This is a genomic window from Bradyrhizobium ganzhouense (genome assembly GCF_049949285.1).
Classification (GTDB): domain Bacteria; phylum Pseudomonadota; class Alphaproteobacteria; order Rhizobiales; family Xanthobacteraceae; genus Bradyrhizobium; species Bradyrhizobium ganzhouense.
Window position 1 is genome coordinate 5,784,299 of record NZ_CP181318.1, and the last position, 19,475, is coordinate 5,803,773.

Below are 19,475 nucleotides of genomic sequence, written 5' to 3' on the forward strand. Positions count from 1 at the left end.
AGGCTACGGGCACGCGCCGCGCCTCATCGCTCCTGCAACGCTAGCCGCACGCCGACGGCGCAGTAGACGGTCCCGACCACCTTGCCCTGCCACTTCGCGACAGCAGGGTGGCGGCGCAGGAGATTGCCGAGGCGGCCGGCGCCGACGGCGAATACGACAGTGCTGAGCAGGCCGAGCAGCACGAAGACGATTCCGAGGATTGCAAGCTGAAGTGTGATCGCACCGTGCTCCGGCCTCACGAATTGCGGCAGGAAGGCGAGGAAGAACAGCGCAGTCTTGGGATTGAGCACCTCGGTCAGCACGGCCTGACGGAAGGCGCGGCCAGCGCTGATCGCGGGCGCGCCGCCATTCAGCTCGATCGGCGCCTTGTCGAGCATCGCGCGAATGCCGAGATAGATCAGGAAGCCTGCGCCGGCATATTTGACGATGCTGAACAGCAGCGCAGAGGTCGCAATGATTGCCGACAGGCCGACGATCGCCATGCTGGTGTGGATCAAATCACCGGCCGCAATCCCCGCGCCCGTCGCGATACCGACCTTGGTTCCCGAGCTTGCGGCACGCGCCATGGTGAGGAGCGTAGCCGGGCCGGGAATGAAGACGAAGCCGAGAACGATCAGGATGTAGGTGACGAGGGTGGCGCGGTCGATCATGTCACTGGCTTCCTTGGCTTCGCCGGAGGGCATATATGCGGCCGCGCGAGGCCAGCGATCAATCCGTCAACGACCGCCGGATATCATGGCCGTAGAGGGCGTAAATCTCAAGCAGCCTGTCGAACGTCATTCCACGCTGCTGCTCCACGGCCAACGGATGCTCGGTCGGCTCCAGCTCGACTTTTGGGCGCTGGCGATCGTCCTGAAAATGCAGTTGGCACTTGAGATTGAGCGTATCGGGATAACCTGCGAGCCGGTTCGAGAACCAGCCGAACCACGGTCCGAGACCCACCTGCTCGCCGCCGTCGAAGGTCCTGACATAGCGCTCGAAATTTTGGCGCGACAGCGTCGCCCACACGCCGAAACCGAAGCACTTGCCCTCACCACCAATGATTGGCAGCTCGAGCACCGCGCGCACGAAGAAGTGCTCGCCGCGGAGAACGCAAAAATCCTCCGAGAGGAAGTCGCCGTTGAGATCGAGCGCGCTGTTCGGCGCAATCTGTACCTTTCCTGGCCATTGCTGGGGATTGTCGCAAGCGAGGTCGAAGATGCCCTTGTGCTCGCCCTGGCATGATTCGCAGCGCCATGGCCGCTCCCACATGCGGCGCCATCGGGGATCGTTGGAAAGATCGTTATCCTGCATGGTGCAACATCAGCACGGGGACCGACACCCCCCGTCATTGCGAGGAGCTCTTGCGACGAAGCAATCCAGACTGCCGCTGCGGAAAGATTCTGGATTGCTTCGCTTCGCTCGCAATGACGGAGCGTGTGGGGACAGCGACGTGCCAAAGCAAAAGGCGCGGCCCTCAGCCGCGCCCCTCTCAGTCCTACACCGTGCCTGCCTTCTGCGCGTATTCCCATGAGGCCTTTGACAGCGGCACGGTGCGCTTGGCAGACTCCAGCGCTTTGGCGTTCGCCGCGGTGCCGTCGCGGACGCGGCCGGCGATGCCTTGGGTGATGCCGGCGAGGCGGAACAGATTGTAGGCGAAGTACCAGTTGAGATCAGGCACCGTCATCCTGGTGACGTTGCAATAGATCTGCGCGGCTTCTTCCACGCTCGGGATGTTGAGCGCCTTGAGGTCGGCGCCGTGCAGGCCCGGCATGACCCACTGCATCAACAGATAGGTGAAGTCGGCCATGGGATCGCCGAGCGTCGACAGCTCCCAGTCCAGCACGGCCTGCACGCGCGGTTCCGTCGCATGGAAAATCATGTTGTCCAGGCGGTAGTCGCCGTGGACGATCGAGACGCGCGCCTGCTCCGGCACGGTCTTGGGCAGCCATTCGGCGACCTTCTCGAACTCCGGAATGTGCTGCGTCTCGGACGCGCGATACTGCTTGGTCCAGCGGTCGATCTGCCGGGCAAAGTAATTGCCGGGCTTGCCGAAATCACCAAGACCGATCGCGACGGGATCGTACATGTGGAGTTTCGCCAGCGTCTCGATCTTGCTGGTGAAGATTTTTCGCCGCGCATCATTGTCCTGGCTCGGCAGCGTGGGATCCCAGAACACGCGGCCGTCTTCCATCGACATGATGTAGAAGGCGGCGCCGATGATGCTGTCGTCCTGGCACAGCGCGTAAGCGTGCGCGACCGGAAAGCCCTGCTTTCCAAGGGCGGCGATGACGCGATATTCGCGATCGACCGCATGCGCCGACGGCAGCAATTTGCCGAACGGCTTTCTGCGCATCACGTAGGAGCGCTTCGGCGTGTTCAGCCGGTAGGTCGGATTGGATTGGCCGCCCTTGAACTGCAGGACGACCAGCGGTCCTTCAAAGCCTTCGACGTGCTCGCGCATCCAGGCCTCGAGCCGCAGCTCGTCGAAGCGATGACGCTCCTCGACCGGCTTGGTGCCCGAGAACTCTTCGTCTTTCCTGACGCCGTCAGCCACGGTGACGCTCCCTCTTCAGTCCGAACATGATCCTAATCGGTAACCGCTGACGCACTTGCGTCAAGCGGTCATCCGACGCGGATCATGTCCTGTCGTTTCTTCAAGTCGGGAGCGCTTCCCGGCTCTCCCGCTTAATGCTTGGGAGAATTGGCATACTTCCGAACCTCTAACCTTGCAATGGCACGATTGTGCACCTCGTCCGGACCGTCGGCGAGCCGCAGCGTGCGGATGCCGGCGTAGTCCTTGGCAAGCCCGGCCTCATCCGAGACGCCCGCGCCGCCAAAAGCTTGGATCGCCTCGTCGATGATCTTCAGCGCCATGTTGGGCGCTGCGACCTTGATCATGGCGATCTCGGCCTGCGCGGTCTTGTTGCCGACCTTGTCCATCATGTCGGCGGCCTTGAGGCAGAGCAGGCGCGTCATCTCGATGTTGGTACGGGCCTCGCCGATGCGCTGCTCCCACACAGAGTGCTCGACGATCTTCTTGCCGAAGGCGGTGCGCGACATCAGCCGCTTCACCATCTTCTCCAGCGCTTCCTCGGCCTTGCCGATGGTGCGCATGCAGTGGTGAATACGGCCGGGGCCGAGACGGCCTTGCGCGATCTCGAAGCCGCGGCCCTCGCCGAGCAGGATGTTCTCCTTCGGCACGCGCACGTTCTCGAGCAGCACCTGGGCGTGGCCATGCGGCGCGTCGTCGAAGCCGAACACGGGGAGCATCTTCTCGACCTTGATGCCGGGCGTGTCGAGCGGAACCAGGATCTGCGACTGCTGCTGATGCTTGGCCGCGTTGAAATCGGTCTTGCCCATCAGGATCGCGATCTTGCAGCGGGGATCGCCGACGCCGGACGACCACCATTTGCGGCCGTTGATGACGTAGTGATCGCCATCCTTCTCGATGCGGGTCTCGATGTTGGTGGCGTCGGAGGACGCAACCGCCGGTTCCGTCATCAGGAAGGCAGAGCGGATCTCGCCGTCCATCAGCGGACGCAGCCATTTGCGCTTCTGCTCCTTGGAGCCGTAGCGGATGAACACCTCCATGTTGCCGGTGTCGGGCGCGGAGCAGTTGAACACTTCCGAGGCCCAGGAGATGTGGCCCATCTGCTCGGACAGCAGCGCGTATTCGAGGTTGGTCAATCCCGCGCCGCGGAATTCGTCATCCTCATGCTCGCTCGGCGGCATGAACATGTTCCAGAGGCCTTCGGCCTTCGCCTTCTTCTTGAGGTCCTCCAGGACCGGGATGACCTTCCAGCGGTCGCCGCTCTTGTCCTGCTCGTTATAGATCGGCACCGCCGGACGTACGTGCTTGGTCATGAAGGACTGCACGCGGTCGAGCCATTCCTTCTGCTTGGGGGACAGATCGAAATCCATGGGACGCTCCTCGGTCTCGCTTTGAAAGCCTGTTTTGCGCCGGACTGTCCTCCCGCCATGCGCGGCCCGCAAGCGCCATTCGGCGGATCGCGGGTCGTGGAACCGGCGCCACTTTGCTGCGGCGCAATTCCATCATGCGGATTGACTTTTCCCGGCCTTCAAACGATAGTTTCATACAACTGTTTGAAATGCAACTCCCTCCCTGAGGGCTTCCATGGCCAGCGATCATACGAGGTCTGCCATTCTCGCCGCCGCCGAACGGCTCTACGCCGATCGCGGCTTTGGCGACGTCACGCTGCGCGACATCGTCGCGGAGGCCGATGTCAACCTGGCCGCGGTGAACTATCATTTCGGCTCGAAGGACGAGCTGATCGCGGAATTATTTGTCACCCGCTCGATCGCGACCAACCGCGAGCGCCTGCACGAGTTGAAGGCGGCCGAGGAAGCAGGCGGCGGCCGCGCGCCGATCGAGGTGATCTTGCGCGCACTTGTGGGACCGACGCTGCGCGGTTGCTTGGGTCCTGAGAACCAGCGCTCGACCGCGGCACGCTTCATGATCCGCGCCTCGATCGAATCCGTGCCGCCGATCCGCCGCATCAAGAACCGCGAGATCGATCATCTGCGGAAATTCGCCGGCGCGATGCGAAGGTCCCTGCCCGACCGCAGCGATGTCGATATTTATTGGGGCCTGAATTTTGCGCTCGCGATGGCGCACCACACCATCCGCGAGAGCGAGCGCCTGACGAAGCTCTCGGAAGGTCGATGCGATCTCGACGACGTCGAGGACGTCGTCGCGCGCGTGGTCAGCGTGGCGACGATGGCGCTGACGGCGGGCAAAGCCGAAGCCAAGATGCCGTCCAAGGTTGCTGCGCGGTAGCGCGTCACATCATCGCGATGCAATCGATCTCGACATCGAACGGACCGAACCATTCCGGCGTGCAGACAAAGATCCGCGCCGGCGGATCGACCGGGAAGTAGCGCGCATAGATCGCGTTGAACGCAGCGAAATGCTTGGTCGAGGTGCAATAGACGTTGCACTTCATGACGTTGTCCAGCGAGGCGCCGGCCGTCTCCAGGCAGAGCTTCATCTGCTCCATGATGATCTCGCTCTGCCGCTCGATTCCCATCCCGCCGATCGCGCCCGTCTCGGGGTCGAACGGCGGCAGGCCAGCGACGAAGATCATGTTGCCGGCGCGCGTCACCGGCGAGGTCGGCGCCTTGACGCGGTCGAGAAAGGACGAGATCGGTTCGACGCGGAGCGCTTCGCGTTTCATGGGCGGCCACCTTCGGTTCAAGCGAGACTGACCGCTGACTACATTATTCTGCAGCCGGCATGTTTCGCTTCTGATCGAAGTATGATCGCCTTCGCGGGGTTAGACCCGCTGCGGCATCTCCTCGGCCTCTTCCTTGGCGAGCAGCAGCAGCATCTCGATGCCCATGTCGCCTTCCTGCGGCGAGCGGATGAACTTTATTTCTTCGGCACTTTGCCGCAACGCGGCAATGATCGCGACAGCCTGGTTGGCTGTTGCCGCCTCGGTTGCCAGAATTGCCTTCTGGTCCTTTGCTTGGAACCCGATGGTGTAGGACATGCACTTCCCTCCCGAACCCAGTGGAGAGATCGAATCTGAAGTCGCGCGCGAAGCGGAAGCCGGTTGTACTACGGACCGGATTTGTCTGGGGATTGCGCGCAAGCCTCGCGCAAGGCCGCGAGATCGTCATGCTTCCGTCACGAATTGATCGACGACAGCGTGGCTTCTAACCCAGCCCGAGCATTGCGCGCGCGTCCTGGTCTTGCCGGTCATGAAATCAGATAATCCCCTGCTTCTTCAGCTCCTCGATCTTCCCCGCATCATAGCCGAGTTTGGCACCTAACACCTCCTGCGTGTGCTCGCCGAGCAGCGGCGGGGCGCGGTAGGTCTTGATCGGGGTCTCCGAGAAGGTCAGCGCGTTGCGGATCAGCGACAGATCGGGCTCGAAGGGATGGTCGACCTTCACCCGCATGCCGCGCGACTGCACGTGCGGATCGGAAAACACCTGCTCGAAATTGTTGATCGGACCTGACGGCACGCCGGCCTCCTCAAGCTTGTCCAGCCAATAAGCCACAGGCTTGGTCAGGAACAGGCCGGCGAAGATCGCCATGATCTCCTTGCCGTGCACGACGCGGTCGTTGTTCTTGATGAAGCGCTTGTCGTTGGCGAGCTCGGGCTGGCCGAGCACGGCGCAGGTGCGCTGGAACTGGCCGTCATTGCCGACCACCAGCATCAATTCGCCATCGGTGCAGCGGAACACGCCGGCCGGCATCCCGCCATTGCCCCAGGTGCCGCGGCGCGGCGGCGTCTTGCCGTTGACGAGGTAGATCTGCAGCCAGTGCGACAGCGACGCGATGACGGTATCGAACAGGCAGACGTCGATGTGCTGTCCCTGCCCGCCATTGGCGTCACGATGGTAGAGCGCCGACAAAAGCCCGATCGAGGTGTTCATGCCGGTCATGTAGTCGACAATCGACGGGCCGACCTTCATCGGGCCCTCGCCGGGTTCGCCGTCGATGTGGCCGGTGACGCTCATCAGGCCGCCCATCGCCTGCAGGATCGCGTCATAGCCGGCGCGCGGCGCGTAGGGTCCGGTCTGGCCGAAGCCGGTCACCGAGCAATAGATGATCTTCGGGTTGATCGCCTTGATCGTCTCGTAGTCGAGGCCGTAGCGCTTGAGATCGCCGACCTTGTAGTTCTCCATGAAGACGTCGGCGTCTTTCGCAAGCTCGCGGATGATCGCCTGCCCCTCGGGCTTGGCGATGTTGACGGTGACCGACTTCTTGTTGCGGTTGGCGCAGAGATAGAACGAATTGTTGTTGTTCGCCTTGCCCTCGGGATCGGTCAGATAAGGCGGGCCGAAGGCGCGCGCGTCGTCGCCGGTGCCGGGCCGCTCGATCTTGATCACCTCCGCGCCGAGATCGCCCAGCATCTGAGCCGACAAGGGCCCTGCGAGCACACGCGTGAGGTCAAGGATCTTGATGCCTGAGAGCGGCAAGGCCGACATGTCGATTTCCTCCGGGGAACTGGATCTTGGCGCGGCGGCGAGATCGCGGACCGTGCTCCCTGCGGATACACCATTTTGGGGGCCCGAGCACTGCGCGCTGGGCATACGGCCACCCCCCGCCCCGCAGCAGAGGTCACCCGCGACGCTGAATTCCGCGTTGCGAATATTATCCGGTCGATTTCAGGTCGCGGCTGCCGCAGCCACCTGCGGCCGCCTTCGCCCCAGCAGAATCAGGATCAGCACCGTCGCGCAGGAAAAGGCCAAAGTGAGCCCAAGCGCGCCGCGGCTGCCGAACTGGGTGAGCAGGCCGGCGAGCAGCGGCGGCGAGATTGCGGACGCCAGATTGAGCGGCAGTGCGATCATCGACATCGCCTTGGCGAACTCGGCCTGGTCGTAGAACACGAGCGGGATCGTCGCGCGCGCCACCGCCATCGCGCCGCTGCCGGCGCCATAGAGCAGGATGAAAGTCGCCACGGCCCAGGTCGCGCCCTCGCTCAGCATCAGCAACGCCATGGCGACGGGCAGCGCGGTGCCGGCGACCAGCCCGGTGGTGATGCCGTCCCACCGGCCACCGCCGAGGAAATCGAGACCGCGGGCGCTGACCTGGATCACACCGAGCATCGAGCCGAACGCGAGCGCCTGCGCCGGTGCAAGGCCCTCCGCCCGCAGCAGCTCGATCAGGATGGCACCGATGCCGAAATTGACGAAGGCGTTCATCGTGATCACGCAGACGACGAGACCGAAGGTGCTTCTTGGAATCGCAGGCGGGGGTGCAGCGTTGACGGCCTCGCCACCATCGTCCGTCGCAATTTTCCGGCGTGGCGCGATAAACGCATAGAGCGGAAGGTTGATGGCGAGCAGCATCGCCGCATAGACAAGACAGGTCCCGCGCCAGCCGAGCCAAGCGCTGAGGAACGACGTGGTCGGCCAGAAGATGCTGCTGGAGAGCCCGGTCACCAGCATCAGGCCGCCGATGGCATTCTTGGCGCCCCGTCCGGCGACCTCGTTCAGCATGATATAGGCGCCGGTCGACAACGTGGCGCTGCCGCCCATGCCGAGAATGACCCAGCCAGCGAAATAGAGCGCCGGGTCGCGCGCGAAAAACAGAACGACGTAGCCCGGCACGGAAACAACAGTGCCCACCATCATCACTTTGCGCGCACCGTGCCGCGCAAAGGCCTTGGCGAGCCAGGGCGCGCACAGGCCCATGGTGACATAGAGCACCGAGCTGCCCGCAAACACCGCCGGCAGGCTCAGGCCGAGATCGGCCCCGAGGTCGCGGCCGACCACGGCCGGAAGGCCGATCGTCCCCCATCCGATGAGTTGGGTGATTGCCAGCACCAGCAGGACCCCGATGAGCCTGCTGTCAGATTTCAAGAACCGCATTCCACTCGTCGCCTGCCCGGCAGGCGCCGATCACGCCTGTCAGCTTGTCTTACCCGGAGACTCAGCTCACGGGGAATGTCGGTTCCGAATGGCAGAAGGCAGCCAGAAGCATGTCAGGAGGAGGCAGTAGCCCTACCCCGCGAGCCCGAGCAGGGACCGCGCCTCGGCAGCAGTGGCAACGCGCCGGCCGTGGCGTGTGACAGCCTCGGCGGCGATGGTCACGAGCTCCGCATTGCTGGCGGCGAGGCGCGTCTTGTCGATCCTGACATTGTCCTCGAGCCCGGTGCGAACCGCATCGGCGCCCCGCTTGAGCGCCCAGTCCATGACCTCCGCCTGATGGCGTCCGATCCCGGCTGCGGTCCAGGTCGCTTGCGGGATCAGCCGCTTCAGCTCTGCCAGGAGGATGTCGAGGACATGCTCGTCGGCAGGCATCGCGTTCTTGACGCCCATGACGAATTGCACGTGCGGTCGCGCGTCCATCAGCCCCGCCTCGATCAGGCGGCGGGCGCCATGCAGATGCGACAGATCGAAGATCTCGATTTCCGGACGGATGCCATTCGTCTTCATGCCGCTGGCGAGAGTGTCGACCAGGGCGGCGCTGTTCTCATAGACAATCGTCGGAAAATTCACCGATCCCGTGGAGAGCGAGGCCATGTCGGGCTTGAGATAGAGCGATGATCCTCGCGCCGAGGGATCGCGGCCGCGCCCGCCGGTCGAGAACTGCACGATCATTCCCGGACAATGCTTCCTGATCCCCTGTTGCACCAGGGCAAAGCGCTCGGGGTCGGATGACGGCGTCTCATCATCGTTTCGAACATGAATGTGAGCAAGCGTGGCGCCGGCTTCGAAGGCCTGTTGCGTCGATTCAATCTGTTCGGACGGCAAGATGGGCACCGCCGGATTGTCCTTCTTGCGGGGAACGGAGCCGGTGATAGCGACAGCGACGACGACGGGGTTCATGTCTTGACCTCATGATGATCGCGCTTGCGCGCACAAAGTTCGAATAAGTAGTCACATAGAATGTGGAGCCCTGCCGCTGCAAACATCATCGATTGCAGCGGCATTGCCTTCAGTCGTTTCTATCAGGTCGGGACTGCTGTCGCACCGCCAGCCGCCTCCGCACGCTGCCGATCGTAGTCGGCCCGCGCCATCGGAACGGCTTTGGGATTGCCGAGATCATCGATGCTGACTCGATAGGTTTCCCGGGCCGTGACGGCCGCCAGCGCCGCGATGACAGTGATGCCGAAGGCGATCGCCCCGACCGTCAGGGGAATGTTGGCCGAGCCGGGAGGCGCCACGGTCGCAAACAGGGCCGGAAGCAACGCGGTGATGGTCGTGCCGATGTTCTGCGAAATCGCCATCGCCGACACACGGGTGCGCGTCGGAAACAGTTCCGGGTAGAAGCTCGGGAAGATCGCGTTGTAGCCCTGATAGACGACGCCCCACATCAGGAGCGACAGCAGGATCGCCAGCGGCACGTTCTTGATGCTGATGGCATAGAGATAGCCGAACGCGAGCAGACCGGAGAGCAGCGCGCCCACAATGATCGGCGGCTTGCGGCCGACCTTGTCGGAGAGATTGCCGACGAAGGGAATGACGAACACGGCCAGCATGTTTCCGAGCACCGGGATCCAGAGATAGACGTCCTTGGCGAAACCGATGCCATAGGCCGGCTGCACCGCGTAGGCCGCACCGAAGATGGTCGCAACGACCGGAATGACGTTCATCAGCGCCATGCAGATGACCCGGAGCATGTCGCGCCAGCTCAGCTTGATGGCCTGAACAATCGGCGCGCGCGGCGTTTCTCCCCTCTCGCCCTCGCGGGCAAAGGCAGGGGTCTCGTCGACTTCGCGACGAATGATGTAGCCGGCCGCGATGACGAAGAAGCTGAGCAGGAAGGGAATCCGCCAGCCCCAGCTGTTGAAGGCCTCGTTCGGCATGTAGGCCGCCAGCGGCAGGAACACGGCGGCTGCGAGGATCTGTCCGGCCTGCACGCCCTGAAGGGCAAAGCTCGCATAGAAGCCGCGCCGACCGAACGGCGCGTGCTCCAAAATCATCGAGCTCGCGCCGGAGATTTCACCGGCCACAGCAAAGCCCTGGATGAGGCGCAGGATGACGAGCAGGATCGGCGCCAGAATGCCGACCTGTTGATAGGTCGGCAGGATCCCGACCGCCATGGTCGAGATGCCCATCAGGAACATGCAGACGATGAGAACGGTCTTGCGGCCGTGGGTGTCGCCCCAATGTCCGAGGACGAAGGCGCCTATGGGGCGAGCCACATAGCCAACGCCATAGGTCGCCAGCGACGCAACGATGGCGACGGTGGGATTTTCCGACGGGAAGAAGATTTGCGGGAAGATCAGCGACGCGGCGGTCGCGTAGATGAAGAAGTCATAATATTCGAGAGCCGACCCGATCCAGCCGCTCGCAGCGGCCTTCCTGGACTGACTCATCTGATGGATCGCAGTCATCTCAAAAATTCCTCCACATTGGTTTCTGGAGTCCCTTGGCGGGCTTCTTGGAGAAATTGGGCAGCACTCTCCGCGCGCTGTGCGGGTTTTCGCAAGCGTTTGTCACTGCCGATAGCTACTTGATTGAGCGCGACAATAGTCTTTCGCTGGGCTAACACAATTACCCAGTTATTCGATAAACCTAACATGATGTTATCTACGCCGGAGCGCCCCGGCCGCGGTCGCGCGCGAACCGTAAGTTCAGCAAGCTACTCCGGCGGATTGAACGTCCGCACGAAATACACGGGCTCCGTGCCCTTCTTCAGGCGATAGAGCTGCGCCGGGCGGTTCGGGCCGCGCCGCATCTTTGCGACAGGCTCGATCATGTCGGCCGACAATATCCGTGTACGGAAGGCGCTCTTCTCCAGCGGACGGTCAAGCACGATCTCGTAGACGCGCTGCAGATCCGGCAGCGTGAACTCGGCAGGCATCAGGTAAGCCGGCAGCGAGGTGTATTCCACCTTGTTGCGCAGGCGCTGGATTGCGGTTGCCAGGATGTCGCCGTGATCGAAGGCGAGCTTTTCTTTGAGCCTGCCGTCTCGGATCGGAAACCAGCGCGCATCAGGTGTGAGGACGCCCGCCTCTTCCGGGATCAGCGCGAAATAGGCGTGGGTTGCCGACCAGCCGCGCGGATCGCGCACGGCGCTTCCCCAGCTTCCGAGCTGCTCCAGATAGGGGCTCGTGACGCCGGTCTTCTCCTTCAGCTTGCGCGCCGCACAGGCTGCGAGATCGCGGTCCTTGGTGACGTCCACGAAGCCGCCCGGCAGCGCCAAGCTGAGTGGAAACGGCTCACCATCGCCGGCTGGGCGCTGCACCAGCAGCACCCCAAGCCTGTCGTCGAGAATCGCAAAGATCACGACGTCGACCGTGGTCAGAGGCCGCGGGAAATCCAATTGTCCTGCTTTTCCAAGCGCTTCGGCCCGAGCTTCACCCGCCATCGGCGATCTCCCCCGTTCGGGCTTGACAGTAGCATGCTTAGTTGTACAGTCCAACTTACTTAGTTGCTCAGACCAACTTATAGCAAGCGACAGGAGCAAGCCATGTTCGGCCTCAGGTTCATCAAGGCGCAGCCCACCACCTATCTGATGAAATACCGCGCCGGCGCAGTCGTCGCCGAGGGCACCGGCCTCTCCACATTTTACTACGGCCCGATCACCACGCTCGTCGCCGTGCCCGTCGGCAGCCGCGACGCGTCCTTCATCTTCCAGCAGATCGCGCGCGACTTTCAGACGCTGACCGTGCAGGGCCACATCACCTATCGCGTCAGCGAGCCGAAGAAGGCGGCCTCGATGCTCAACTTCACTCTGAAGTCCGACGGCAAGACCTATGAGAGCGACGATCCGGAGAAGCTGCCGGAACGCATTCTCGGCACGGTCGAAGTCCTCGCGCAGCAGGCGATCAAGGAATTGACGCTGAAGGACGCGCTGCAGGCTTCCGACCGCATCGCCGACATCATTGCGGGCGGCTTGCGGGGGCGCGCCGATATCGAAGCGCTCGGCCTCGAAATCCTCGGCGTGTCGATCCGCGGCATCAAGCCGACGCCCGATACTGCAAAGGCACTGGAGGCGCAGGCGCGCGAAGCGATCCTGAAGACCGCGGACGAGGCGATCTTCGCCCGGCGCAATTTCGCCGTGGAGCAGGAGCGCGCGATTCGCGAGAGCGAGCTCGACACCGAGATCGCGGTCGAACAGAAGAAGCGCTCGATCCGCGAGACCCAGATGGATGCCGAGGCGAGCGTGGCCGCCAAGCGCAACGAGCTGCGCCAGGCCGGCATGGCCGCGGACATCGTGCTGGAAGGCAAGCGCAAGGACTTCGTCGGCCTCAATGCCGAGAACACCAGGACGCTGGCCAATGCCGAGGCCTATCGCGTCGGCGCGCTGATGAAGATCTTCGAGGGCGTCGACACCCGCGTGATCCAGGCGCTCGCCGCGGCCGGCATGCAGCCGGGCCAGTTGATCGCGCAAGCCTTCTCCGGCATCGCGGAGAAGGCGGAGAAGATCGGCCAGCTCAACGTCTCACCGGACCTGCTCAGCCAGTTGATGGAGAAGCCGAAGCCGGAGGCCGCCAATGCCCGCCGCCAATGACCGCAAGATCGTGCTGGTGACGCGCAAGACCAGGCTAGAGGACCTGGTCGCGCGTTACCTGACGGCGGCGCAGGCACGCTTCTATGTCGAGCATCTCGGCGCCGACTTCTCCGACTATGAGCGCGAGCACGAGGTCTATCACGCGCAACGGCATGCGACGCTGCAGGTGCTGGAGCAATGGGGGCGTTACCAGGTCATCGAGCGCGGCTTCCTGCCCAACTTCATCTTCGCAGCCGACGACATCGTGGTCGTGCTCGGCCAGGACGGCGTCGTCGCCAATACGATGAAGTATCTCGACCACCATCCGCTGATCGGGCTCAACCCGGATCCCGCGCGTTACGACGGCATCCTGCTTCCCTTCGCACCGGGCGATCTCGCAAAACTGCTGCCGGAGGTCGCCGCCGACAAGCGCAACAGCCAGGCCGTGACCATGGCGGAAGCGCGGCTGCGCGACGGCCAGGTGCTTCACGCCGTGAATGACCTCTTCATCGGCGCACGCACCCATGTCTCGGCGATCTACGAGATCGCGGCCGGCGGGACGACGGAGCGACAATCCTCGAGCGGGCTGATCGTCGCGACCGGGCTCGGATCGACCGCCTGGTTCAAGAGCATCGTCACCGGCTCGCTGGCGATCGCCGGCAGCTTTGGCCGACCTCCCCTGCCGGGTGGTTACGAGACCCTGCCCTGGGACGCAGCCGAACTGCGCTTCGCGGTGCGCGAGCCGTTCCCGAGCCGCCACTCGCAGACCAATCTTGTCTGCGGCCGGCTCGCGGTTGAGGAGCAACTGCGTATCCGTTCACTGATGGCCGAGAACGGCGTCATCTTCAGCGACGGCGTCGAAGCCGACCGCCTCGATTTCAACGCGGGCGCCGAGGTCACGATCGGGATCGCCAAGCGGCGCGGACGGCTGATCGTGTGAGGACTATTGCGCGGGAACCGACGCCGCAGCCTGATACGCCGCATAGGCGCGCTTCAAGCCATCCTCGAGCGAAGTCGTCGCGCGCCAGCCAAGCTTTGTCAGCCGGCCGATATCGAGCAGCTTGCGCGGTGTGCCGTCGGGGCGCGAGGTGTCGTAACTGATCTCGCCGCGATAACCGACGATCTCGGCGACGACGCGGGCGAACTCGGCGATGGCGATGTCCTCGCCGGTGCCGATGTTGATCAGGTCCGCACCGGAATAGGTCTTCATCAGGTGCACGCAGGCATCCGCCATGTCGTCGACATAGAGGAACTCGCGCCGCGGCGTGCCGGTACCCCAGACAACCACGTTCTTCGCGCCCGCCACCTTCGCCTCGTGAAAGCGGCGGATCAACGCGGCAACGACGTGGCTCAGCTCGGGGTGATAATTATCACCGGGGCCGTAGAGATTGGTCGGCATCACGCTGATGAAGTCGCTGCCATACTGGCTGCGATAGGCCTCCGCCATCTTGATGCCGGCGATCTTGGCGATCGCATAAGGCTCGTTGGTCGGCTCCAGCGGGCCGGTCAGCACGGTGTCCTCGCGCAAGGGCTGCGGTGCGAGCTTTGGATAGATGCAGGACGAGCCCAGAAACATCAGCTTCTCGGCGCGGTTCACATGCGCGGCCTGGATCACGTTCGCGGCAATCGCGATGTTGTCGTAAATGAACTCGGCGCGCAGCGTGTTGTTGGCGACGATGCCGCCGACTTTTGCCGCAGCGAGGAAGATCACCTGCGGCCGCGCCTTCGCGAACCAGTCGAACACCGCGGCCTGGTTGCAGAGATCGACCTCGCGCCGATCCACCGTGACAAGCTTCACGTCCTCCCGCGCCAGCCGGCGCGCTAATGCCGCACCGACCATGCCGCGATGGCCGGCGACGTAGACGCTCTTGCCCTTCAGCTCAAACGGTGCGCTTGCCATTTGCGATGTCCCGTTTGGCCTCGGCCAGATCGCTCGCCACCATCTCTTCGACGAGCTGCGCAAAGGTCCGCTTCGGCTTCCAGCCCAGCACTTTTCGCGCCTTGCTGGAATCACCGATGAGCAGATCGACCTCGGTCGGACGGAAATAGGTCGGATCGATCTTCACCACCGTCTTGCCGCTCTTGGCATCGATTCCGGTCTCTTCGACGCCTGCGCCGCGCCATTCGATGCGACGCCCGACCTGCGCGAAGGACAGCTCGACCATCTCGCGCACCGAGCGTGTCTCGCCGGTGGCGAGCACGAAATCGTCGGGCTTGTCGGCCTGCAGGATCATGTGCATGCCCTCGATATAATCCCGGGCGTGCCCCCAGTCGCGCTTGGCCTCGAGATTGCCGAGATAGAGCGTCTGCTCGAGTCCGACCTCGATACGCGCGACGCCGCGCGTGATCTTGCGGGTCACGAAGGTCTCGCCGCGGATCGGGCTCTCATGGTTGAACAGGATGCCGTTCGAGGCAAACATGCCGTAGGCTTCGCGGTAGTTCACCGTGATCCAGTAGCCGTAGAGCTTTGCGACACCGTAAGGCGAGCGCGGATAGAACGGCGTCGTCTCCTTCTGCGGGACCTCCTGCACCAGGCCGTAGAGCTCGGAGGTCGAGGCCTGGTAGAACCGCGTCTCCTTCTCCATGCCGAGGATGCGGATCGCTTCCAGCAGGCGCAGCACGCCGATGGCGTCGGCGTTGGCGGTGTATTCGGGGCTTTCGAAGCTGACGGCGACGTGGCTCTGGGCGGCGAGATTGTAGATCTCGGTCGGCCGGATCTGCTGCACCAGGCGGATCAGATTGGTCGAATCCGTCATGTCACCGTAATGCATCAGGAACGGCACGTTGCCGACATGCGGATCCTGGTAGAGATGGTCGACGCGGGCGGTGTTGAACGAGGACGAGCGCCGCTTGATGCCGTGCACGACATAGCCGAGCGACAGCAGATGTTCGGCAAGATAGGCGCCGTCCTGACCGGTCACACCGGTGATGAGAGCGACCCGCTCAGCCATATCCCTAACTGCTCCCAAAATGCCCCGGCGGGGCGCCGGCTTCCAGCCCAGTCCGAAACCCGTCCCTCTCTCTGACATATCGTTCGCCGGGGTCAACCCACTATGGCGCTACACCGTTCTTTTTCCGAGGAATTTGGCCCGCGCGAGCGAGGATGCCGCCGGTTGCTGCAGGGAAACCTTGAGACGCTGGTAACACTTGTGTGGTGAGATTTTCCCACATGATTTGACGGGCTTTGAGGTTCAAGTGACGTTCCAGGAAACTGCAGCAGGCACCGACCCGCGCGAGGCCAATCCGCGCCCCTTTCCCCGCGAGCACGGAGATATCCAGACCGCCGTCGTGAACCTCGTCGACGGTCTGGCCCCCATCGTCCCGGTCGCGCGTCAGGTGGATGTCGCGCGCGAGATCGCAAGCGTGATCGCGCGCCTCCCGAGCACGATGAGCAACAACATGTTTCTGCGCCAGAGCATCATTCGCCGCGGCACAGCGACGCCCGCGCAGGTGATCGACGGCCTGGCGGCCTGGGTCACCGTCCTGTTCGACCTTGCCAATCTGCAGCAGGATCGCGCCAGGGCGATGGGCTGTGAAGCCAGGATCCCGAGAAAGGCGCTCGCTCGTCTGGCGCGGGCGCTTTCGAAATCGCGCAATGGCTGCATCATTGCCGTGCCTCACATCGGCAGTCTCGAGCTGTTCGCGGCCCACCTGAGGGATCGCGGCTTCAACGTCGGCTTCGTCTATTCGATCAGTCGCCAGCCAACGGCGACCGAACGATGGATCTATGCGGGGCGGAGCGCGACCGCGGCCACGCCGATTGCGTTTGCAAGACGCAACACCGGAGCCGAGATCTCCAGGGTGCTTCAGAACAACGGCGTCGTCTTCATGGTCGTGGACGTCTACCCCAGCGCCAAATACGCCGGGATCACCGTCAAGACTCATGATTCCGACTTCCGCTATCCACCCGGGCCGGCGCGCTATGCGCGGACGGGCACGCTGGTCCTGCCCGGCTTTGCCTCACGCCGTGACGCGGCAGGCTTTTCGATGAACATCCTGGCTCCGATCGAGTACCGGACCTGGATGCCGGCCCAGGCCGCCGCGTCCGAGTTCACACAGGAGATTGCGGCCCACGTCGATGGCTTCACGGCGGAGCAGCCCGCGGCCTATTGGCTCTGGCACCCGATCCCCAACGATCCCTATCTCGCGATCGCGCAACGCCAGCGCCCGGACCTGCTGACCGCGATGGCACCTGAAGATGACGAGGCCGTCGCTCGAACGGTGGAAGCAGCACACGCCAAATGGGCGACATCTGATTTGACCGATTCCATCCGCCGGACAGAGGCTCCACCGCTTGCACCGTCCGCTCTGGCGGAAGGTGTATCGGCTGACTGACAGGCCGCAGAATCCCATGAGCCGGCCGCTGGTCGCGATCCTCGCCTGTGCCGCCCTCGAGGCATCAGGCATTGCGCTGATCTTTCCGATCCTGCCAAATCTGCTGCGCGCGATGGCCGGCACCGACAACGTGTCCGCGCTCTACGGCACGCTGCTGGCGCTGCACGCGTTCACGCAATTCGTCGTCACGCCGGTGCTCGGCGTCCTGTCGGACCGGCTCGGCCGCCGGCCGGTGCTGCTGCTCGCCCTCGCCGGCTCGACCATCGACTATCTGGTCATGGCCTTCACGCCCTATCTGTGGCTCCTGTTCGTCAGCCGCACCATCGCCGGTCTGACGGCGGCGGGCGTCGCGATGATCACCGCGACCATCGCGGACATCACGCCGGAGACGGAGCGCGCACGCCGCTTTGGGCTGTTCCACGCCTGCTTCGGCGCCGGCTTCGTCATCGGTCCCGTCATCGGCGGCATGCTCGGCGACATCTCGCTGCGCGCGCCGTTTCTTGCCGCTGCGGCGTTGAGCAGCGTGAACGTCCTGATTGCGCTGTTCGTTCTTCCGGAGACGCACCGCACCGCGCGCAAGCCGTTCGAATGGCGGACGCTGAACCCGTTCGCCCCGCTGCGCTGGGCGATGAGCTTTCGCACGCTGATCCCGCTGCTGCTCGTGTTTCTTCTCGTCAGCCTCGTCGGCCAGACCTACAGCACGGTCTGGGTGCTCTTCGTCACGGATCGTTTCCAGTGGACGGCGACCGATATCGGCGTTTCGCTCGGCATCTTCGGCGCATTGGTCGCGCTGGTGCAGGCCTTCGCCATTGCGCCGCTGACAGGATGGCTCGGCGAACGCGGCACGCTGCTTCTCGGCATCTCGTGCGAGGCCATCGCCCTCCTCGTGCTCGCCTTCGCGCAAGCGAGCTGGATCGCGTTCGCGCTGATCCCGCTGATCGCGTTCGGCGGCATCAGCGCGCCTGCGCTGCGCGCGCTCCAGTCGAAGGCCGTCGACGGCGAACGCCAGGGCCAGTTGCAGGGCGTTGTCGCAAGTTTCGTCAGCCTCGCCGCCATTTTCGGCCCGCTTGTCTTCGGCGGGATTTACGCCCTGTCGCGGCCGGGCTGGACCGGGCTCGTGTGGATCATGGGAGCCGCGATTTTCGCCGTTGCCGTGCCGATGGCGCTGACGGTGCCGAAGCGGGCGATCCAGCGAGGGTAAGTGGACGGCGATCCCGTCGGAAGATCGCCGCCCCTTCTTGCAGCCCGTGCTACTGCGAACGGTCCGAGGTCCAGCCCTTGTAATCCTTGATATTGTCGCGGGTCACGAGTTTCGACGGCAGCAGCTCGACGGTCGAGGCCGGCTTCTGTCCGTTGAGAATGCTAACGCCCACCTGCACGGCGCGCCGCGCCATGAAGAACGGGTCCTGCGACGCTGACGCCTGAATCTGCGGCGACGCCGGATCCTTCAGCGATGCCTCGATATCCGGCGCGCCGTCGACCGCGGTGATGATGATGCCGCTGCGGTTCTGCTGGCGCGCCGCAAGGTCGGTGCCGATCGCCTGCGGGTCGTTGATGGCGAAGATGGCGTCGATCTTGGGGAAGCGGGTCAGATAACCTTGCGCGACCGTGAGGCCGCCCTCGCGCGAGCCCTTCGCGTCCTGGTCGCTGGACAGCACCTTGATCCCCGCATTCTTCGCGAAGACGTTCTTGCAGCCGGTGACGCGGTCGATCACGGCGGAGACCTGCGGTCCGTTCTCGATGATGACATCGCCCTTACCACCGAGCTTGTCGACGATGTACTGGCACGAGATCTCGCCGGCCTGGACGTTGTTCGTGGTTACCGTGGCATCGGCGCCTTCGGCCGCGGTGTCGACCGCGACAACGACGATACCCGCTGCCTGTGCCTTCTTGATCGCCGGCCCGATCGCCTTGGGATCGCCGGGGTTCAACAGGATCAGGTCGACGCCGGCGGCGATGAAATTGTCGATCTGGGTGACTTGCTTGCCGAGGTCGTATTCGAAGCCGACGGTGGTGATCTTCACATTGGGATTGGTCTTCTTGGCCTCGAACTCCGCGCCCTTCGACAACGCGACGAAGAACGGATTGCCCATCGACCCCAGCGAAACGCCGATCGACTTGAGCTCCTTGGCAGAGGACGGCACGGTGGTCAGGGCAAGCGCCATCGCGGCGCCGGCGAGCATGGTCATCTTCAACATTGGCTTCCTCCCTGGTCTGTCCTTAATCCGGCACGGCAGACCAG

The 19,475-nt window shown here is 63.7% G+C and carries 20 protein-coding genes; 5 read left to right on the forward strand and 15 right to left on the reverse strand.

What is annotated here, in order from left to right:
* Positions 1-23: 23 nt before the first annotated feature.
* The 4 genes from ACLFLU_RS26660 to ACLFLU_RS26675 all read right to left on the reverse strand — a co-directional run bounded on the left by ACLFLU_RS26660 (position 24) and on the right by ACLFLU_RS26675 (position 3,903).
* The gene (locus ACLFLU_RS26660; protein WP_426407747.1) at positions 24-650 is read right to left on the reverse strand and encodes a LysE family translocator; all 627 of its coding nucleotides are present in this window, start codon (positions 648-650) and stop codon (positions 24-26) included.
* A 58-nt stretch (positions 651-708) separates the two neighbouring features.
* The gene (locus tag ACLFLU_RS26665) at positions 709-1,293 is read right to left on the reverse strand and encodes a DUF2199 domain-containing protein (protein ID WP_426407748.1); all 585 of its coding nucleotides are present in this window, start codon (positions 1,291-1,293) and stop codon (positions 709-711) included.
* Positions 1,294-1,477: 184 nt separating this feature from the next.
* Complete coding sequence (locus ACLFLU_RS26670) at positions 1,478-2,536, reverse strand: phosphotransferase family protein (protein ID WP_426407749.1); 1,059 nt, start codon at positions 2,534-2,536, stop codon at positions 1,478-1,480.
* Between the two features lie 131 nt (positions 2,537-2,667).
* Entirely contained in the window at positions 2,668-3,903 is a 1,236-nt protein-coding gene (locus tag ACLFLU_RS26675) for an acyl-CoA dehydrogenase family protein (protein WP_426407750.1), read from the reverse strand.
* A 214-nt stretch (positions 3,904-4,117) separates the two neighbouring features.
* Here ACLFLU_RS26675 and ACLFLU_RS26680 point away from each other — a divergent pair, with 214 nt between their 5' ends.
* Positions 4,118-4,780, forward strand: coding sequence for a TetR/AcrR family transcriptional regulator (locus tag ACLFLU_RS26680; protein WP_426407751.1), 663 nt, complete (start codon positions 4,118-4,120; stop codon positions 4,778-4,780).
* 4 nt (positions 4,781-4,784) lie between these two features.
* Here the strand turns inward: ACLFLU_RS26680 and ACLFLU_RS26685 are convergent, their stop codons facing one another.
* The 8 genes from ACLFLU_RS26685 to ACLFLU_RS26720 all read right to left on the reverse strand — a co-directional run bounded on the left by ACLFLU_RS26685 (position 4,785) and on the right by ACLFLU_RS26720 (position 11,773).
* Entirely contained in the window at positions 4,785-5,177 is a 393-nt protein-coding gene (locus ACLFLU_RS26685; RefSeq protein WP_426407752.1) for a RidA family protein, read from the reverse strand.
* 99 nt (positions 5,178-5,276) lie between these two features.
* Entirely contained in the window at positions 5,277-5,492 is a 216-nt protein-coding gene (locus ACLFLU_RS26690) for a hypothetical protein (protein WP_212334079.1), read from the reverse strand.
* 217 nt (positions 5,493-5,709) lie between these two features.
* Positions 5,710-6,939, reverse strand: coding sequence for a CaiB/BaiF CoA transferase family protein (locus tag ACLFLU_RS26695; RefSeq protein WP_426407753.1), 1,230 nt, complete (start codon positions 6,937-6,939; stop codon positions 5,710-5,712).
* Between the two features lie 180 nt (positions 6,940-7,119).
* Positions 7,120-8,325: an MFS transporter gene (locus tag ACLFLU_RS26700; RefSeq protein ID WP_426407754.1), complete on the reverse strand. Its 1,206-nt coding sequence runs from the start codon at positions 8,323-8,325 to the stop codon at positions 7,120-7,122.
* Between the two features lie 132 nt (positions 8,326-8,457).
* Entirely contained in the window at positions 8,458-9,285 is an 828-nt protein-coding gene (locus ACLFLU_RS26705; RefSeq protein WP_426407755.1) for a 3-keto-5-aminohexanoate cleavage protein, read from the reverse strand.
* A gap of 122 nt (positions 9,286-9,407) precedes the next feature.
* A complete protein-coding gene (locus ACLFLU_RS26710) occupies positions 9,408-10,796 on the reverse strand; it encodes an MFS transporter (RefSeq protein ID WP_426407756.1) in 1,389 nt (462 codons plus the stop codon).
* The gene (locus tag ACLFLU_RS26715) at positions 10,793-10,984 is read right to left on the reverse strand and encodes a hypothetical protein (protein WP_426407757.1); all 192 of its coding nucleotides are present in this window, start codon (positions 10,982-10,984) and stop codon (positions 10,793-10,795) included. Before ACLFLU_RS26715 ends, ACLFLU_RS26710 begins: the two co-directional genes overlap by 4 nt.
* 60 nt (positions 10,985-11,044) lie before the next feature.
* Positions 11,045-11,773: an NUDIX hydrolase gene (locus ACLFLU_RS26720; RefSeq protein WP_426407758.1), complete on the reverse strand. Its 729-nt coding sequence runs from the start codon at positions 11,771-11,773 to the stop codon at positions 11,045-11,047.
* A 102-nt stretch (positions 11,774-11,875) separates the two neighbouring features.
* Between ACLFLU_RS26720 and ACLFLU_RS26725 the strand changes: the two genes are divergently transcribed.
* Complete coding sequence (locus ACLFLU_RS26725) at positions 11,876-12,919, forward strand: SPFH domain-containing protein (protein ID WP_426407759.1); 1,044 nt, start codon at positions 11,876-11,878, stop codon at positions 12,917-12,919.
* On the forward strand, positions 12,903-13,838 hold the full coding sequence (locus ACLFLU_RS26730) for a sugar kinase (RefSeq protein ID WP_426407760.1): 936 nt from the start codon (positions 12,903-12,905) through the stop codon (positions 13,836-13,838). Before ACLFLU_RS26725 ends, ACLFLU_RS26730 begins: the two co-directional genes overlap by 17 nt.
* A gap of 3 nt (positions 13,839-13,841) precedes the next feature.
* On the opposite strand, the gene fcl is transcribed toward ACLFLU_RS26730, so the two are convergent.
* Both fcl and gmd read right to left on the reverse strand, forming a co-directional pair.
* Positions 13,842-14,798, reverse strand: a complete 957-nt coding sequence (gene fcl / locus ACLFLU_RS26735; protein WP_426407761.1) for a GDP-L-fucose synthase — start codon at positions 14,796-14,798, stop codon at positions 13,842-13,844.
* A complete protein-coding gene (gmd, locus tag ACLFLU_RS26740) occupies positions 14,779-15,849 on the reverse strand; it encodes a GDP-mannose 4,6-dehydratase (protein ID WP_426407762.1) in 1,071 nt (356 codons plus the stop codon). The genes fcl and gmd overlap by 20 nt, the downstream gene beginning before the upstream one ends.
* A 244-nt stretch (positions 15,850-16,093) precedes the next feature.
* On the opposite strand from gmd, the gene ACLFLU_RS26745 reads away from it, so the two are divergent.
* Both ACLFLU_RS26745 and ACLFLU_RS26750 read left to right on the forward strand, forming a co-directional pair.
* Positions 16,094-17,233, forward strand: a complete 1,140-nt coding sequence (locus ACLFLU_RS26745; RefSeq protein ID WP_426407763.1) for a lysophospholipid acyltransferase family protein — start codon at positions 16,094-16,096, stop codon at positions 17,231-17,233.
* A 16-nt stretch (positions 17,234-17,249) separates the two neighbouring features.
* Entirely contained in the window at positions 17,250-18,434 is a 1,185-nt protein-coding gene (locus ACLFLU_RS26750) for a TCR/Tet family MFS transporter (RefSeq protein WP_426407764.1), read from the forward strand.
* A 49-nt stretch (positions 18,435-18,483) separates the two neighbouring features.
* Here the strand turns inward: ACLFLU_RS26750 and ACLFLU_RS26755 are convergent, their stop codons facing one another.
* Positions 18,484-19,431, reverse strand: a complete 948-nt coding sequence (locus ACLFLU_RS26755; protein WP_426407765.1) for an ABC transporter substrate-binding protein — start codon at positions 19,429-19,431, stop codon at positions 18,484-18,486.
* Positions 19,432-19,475 lie beyond the last annotated feature (44 nt).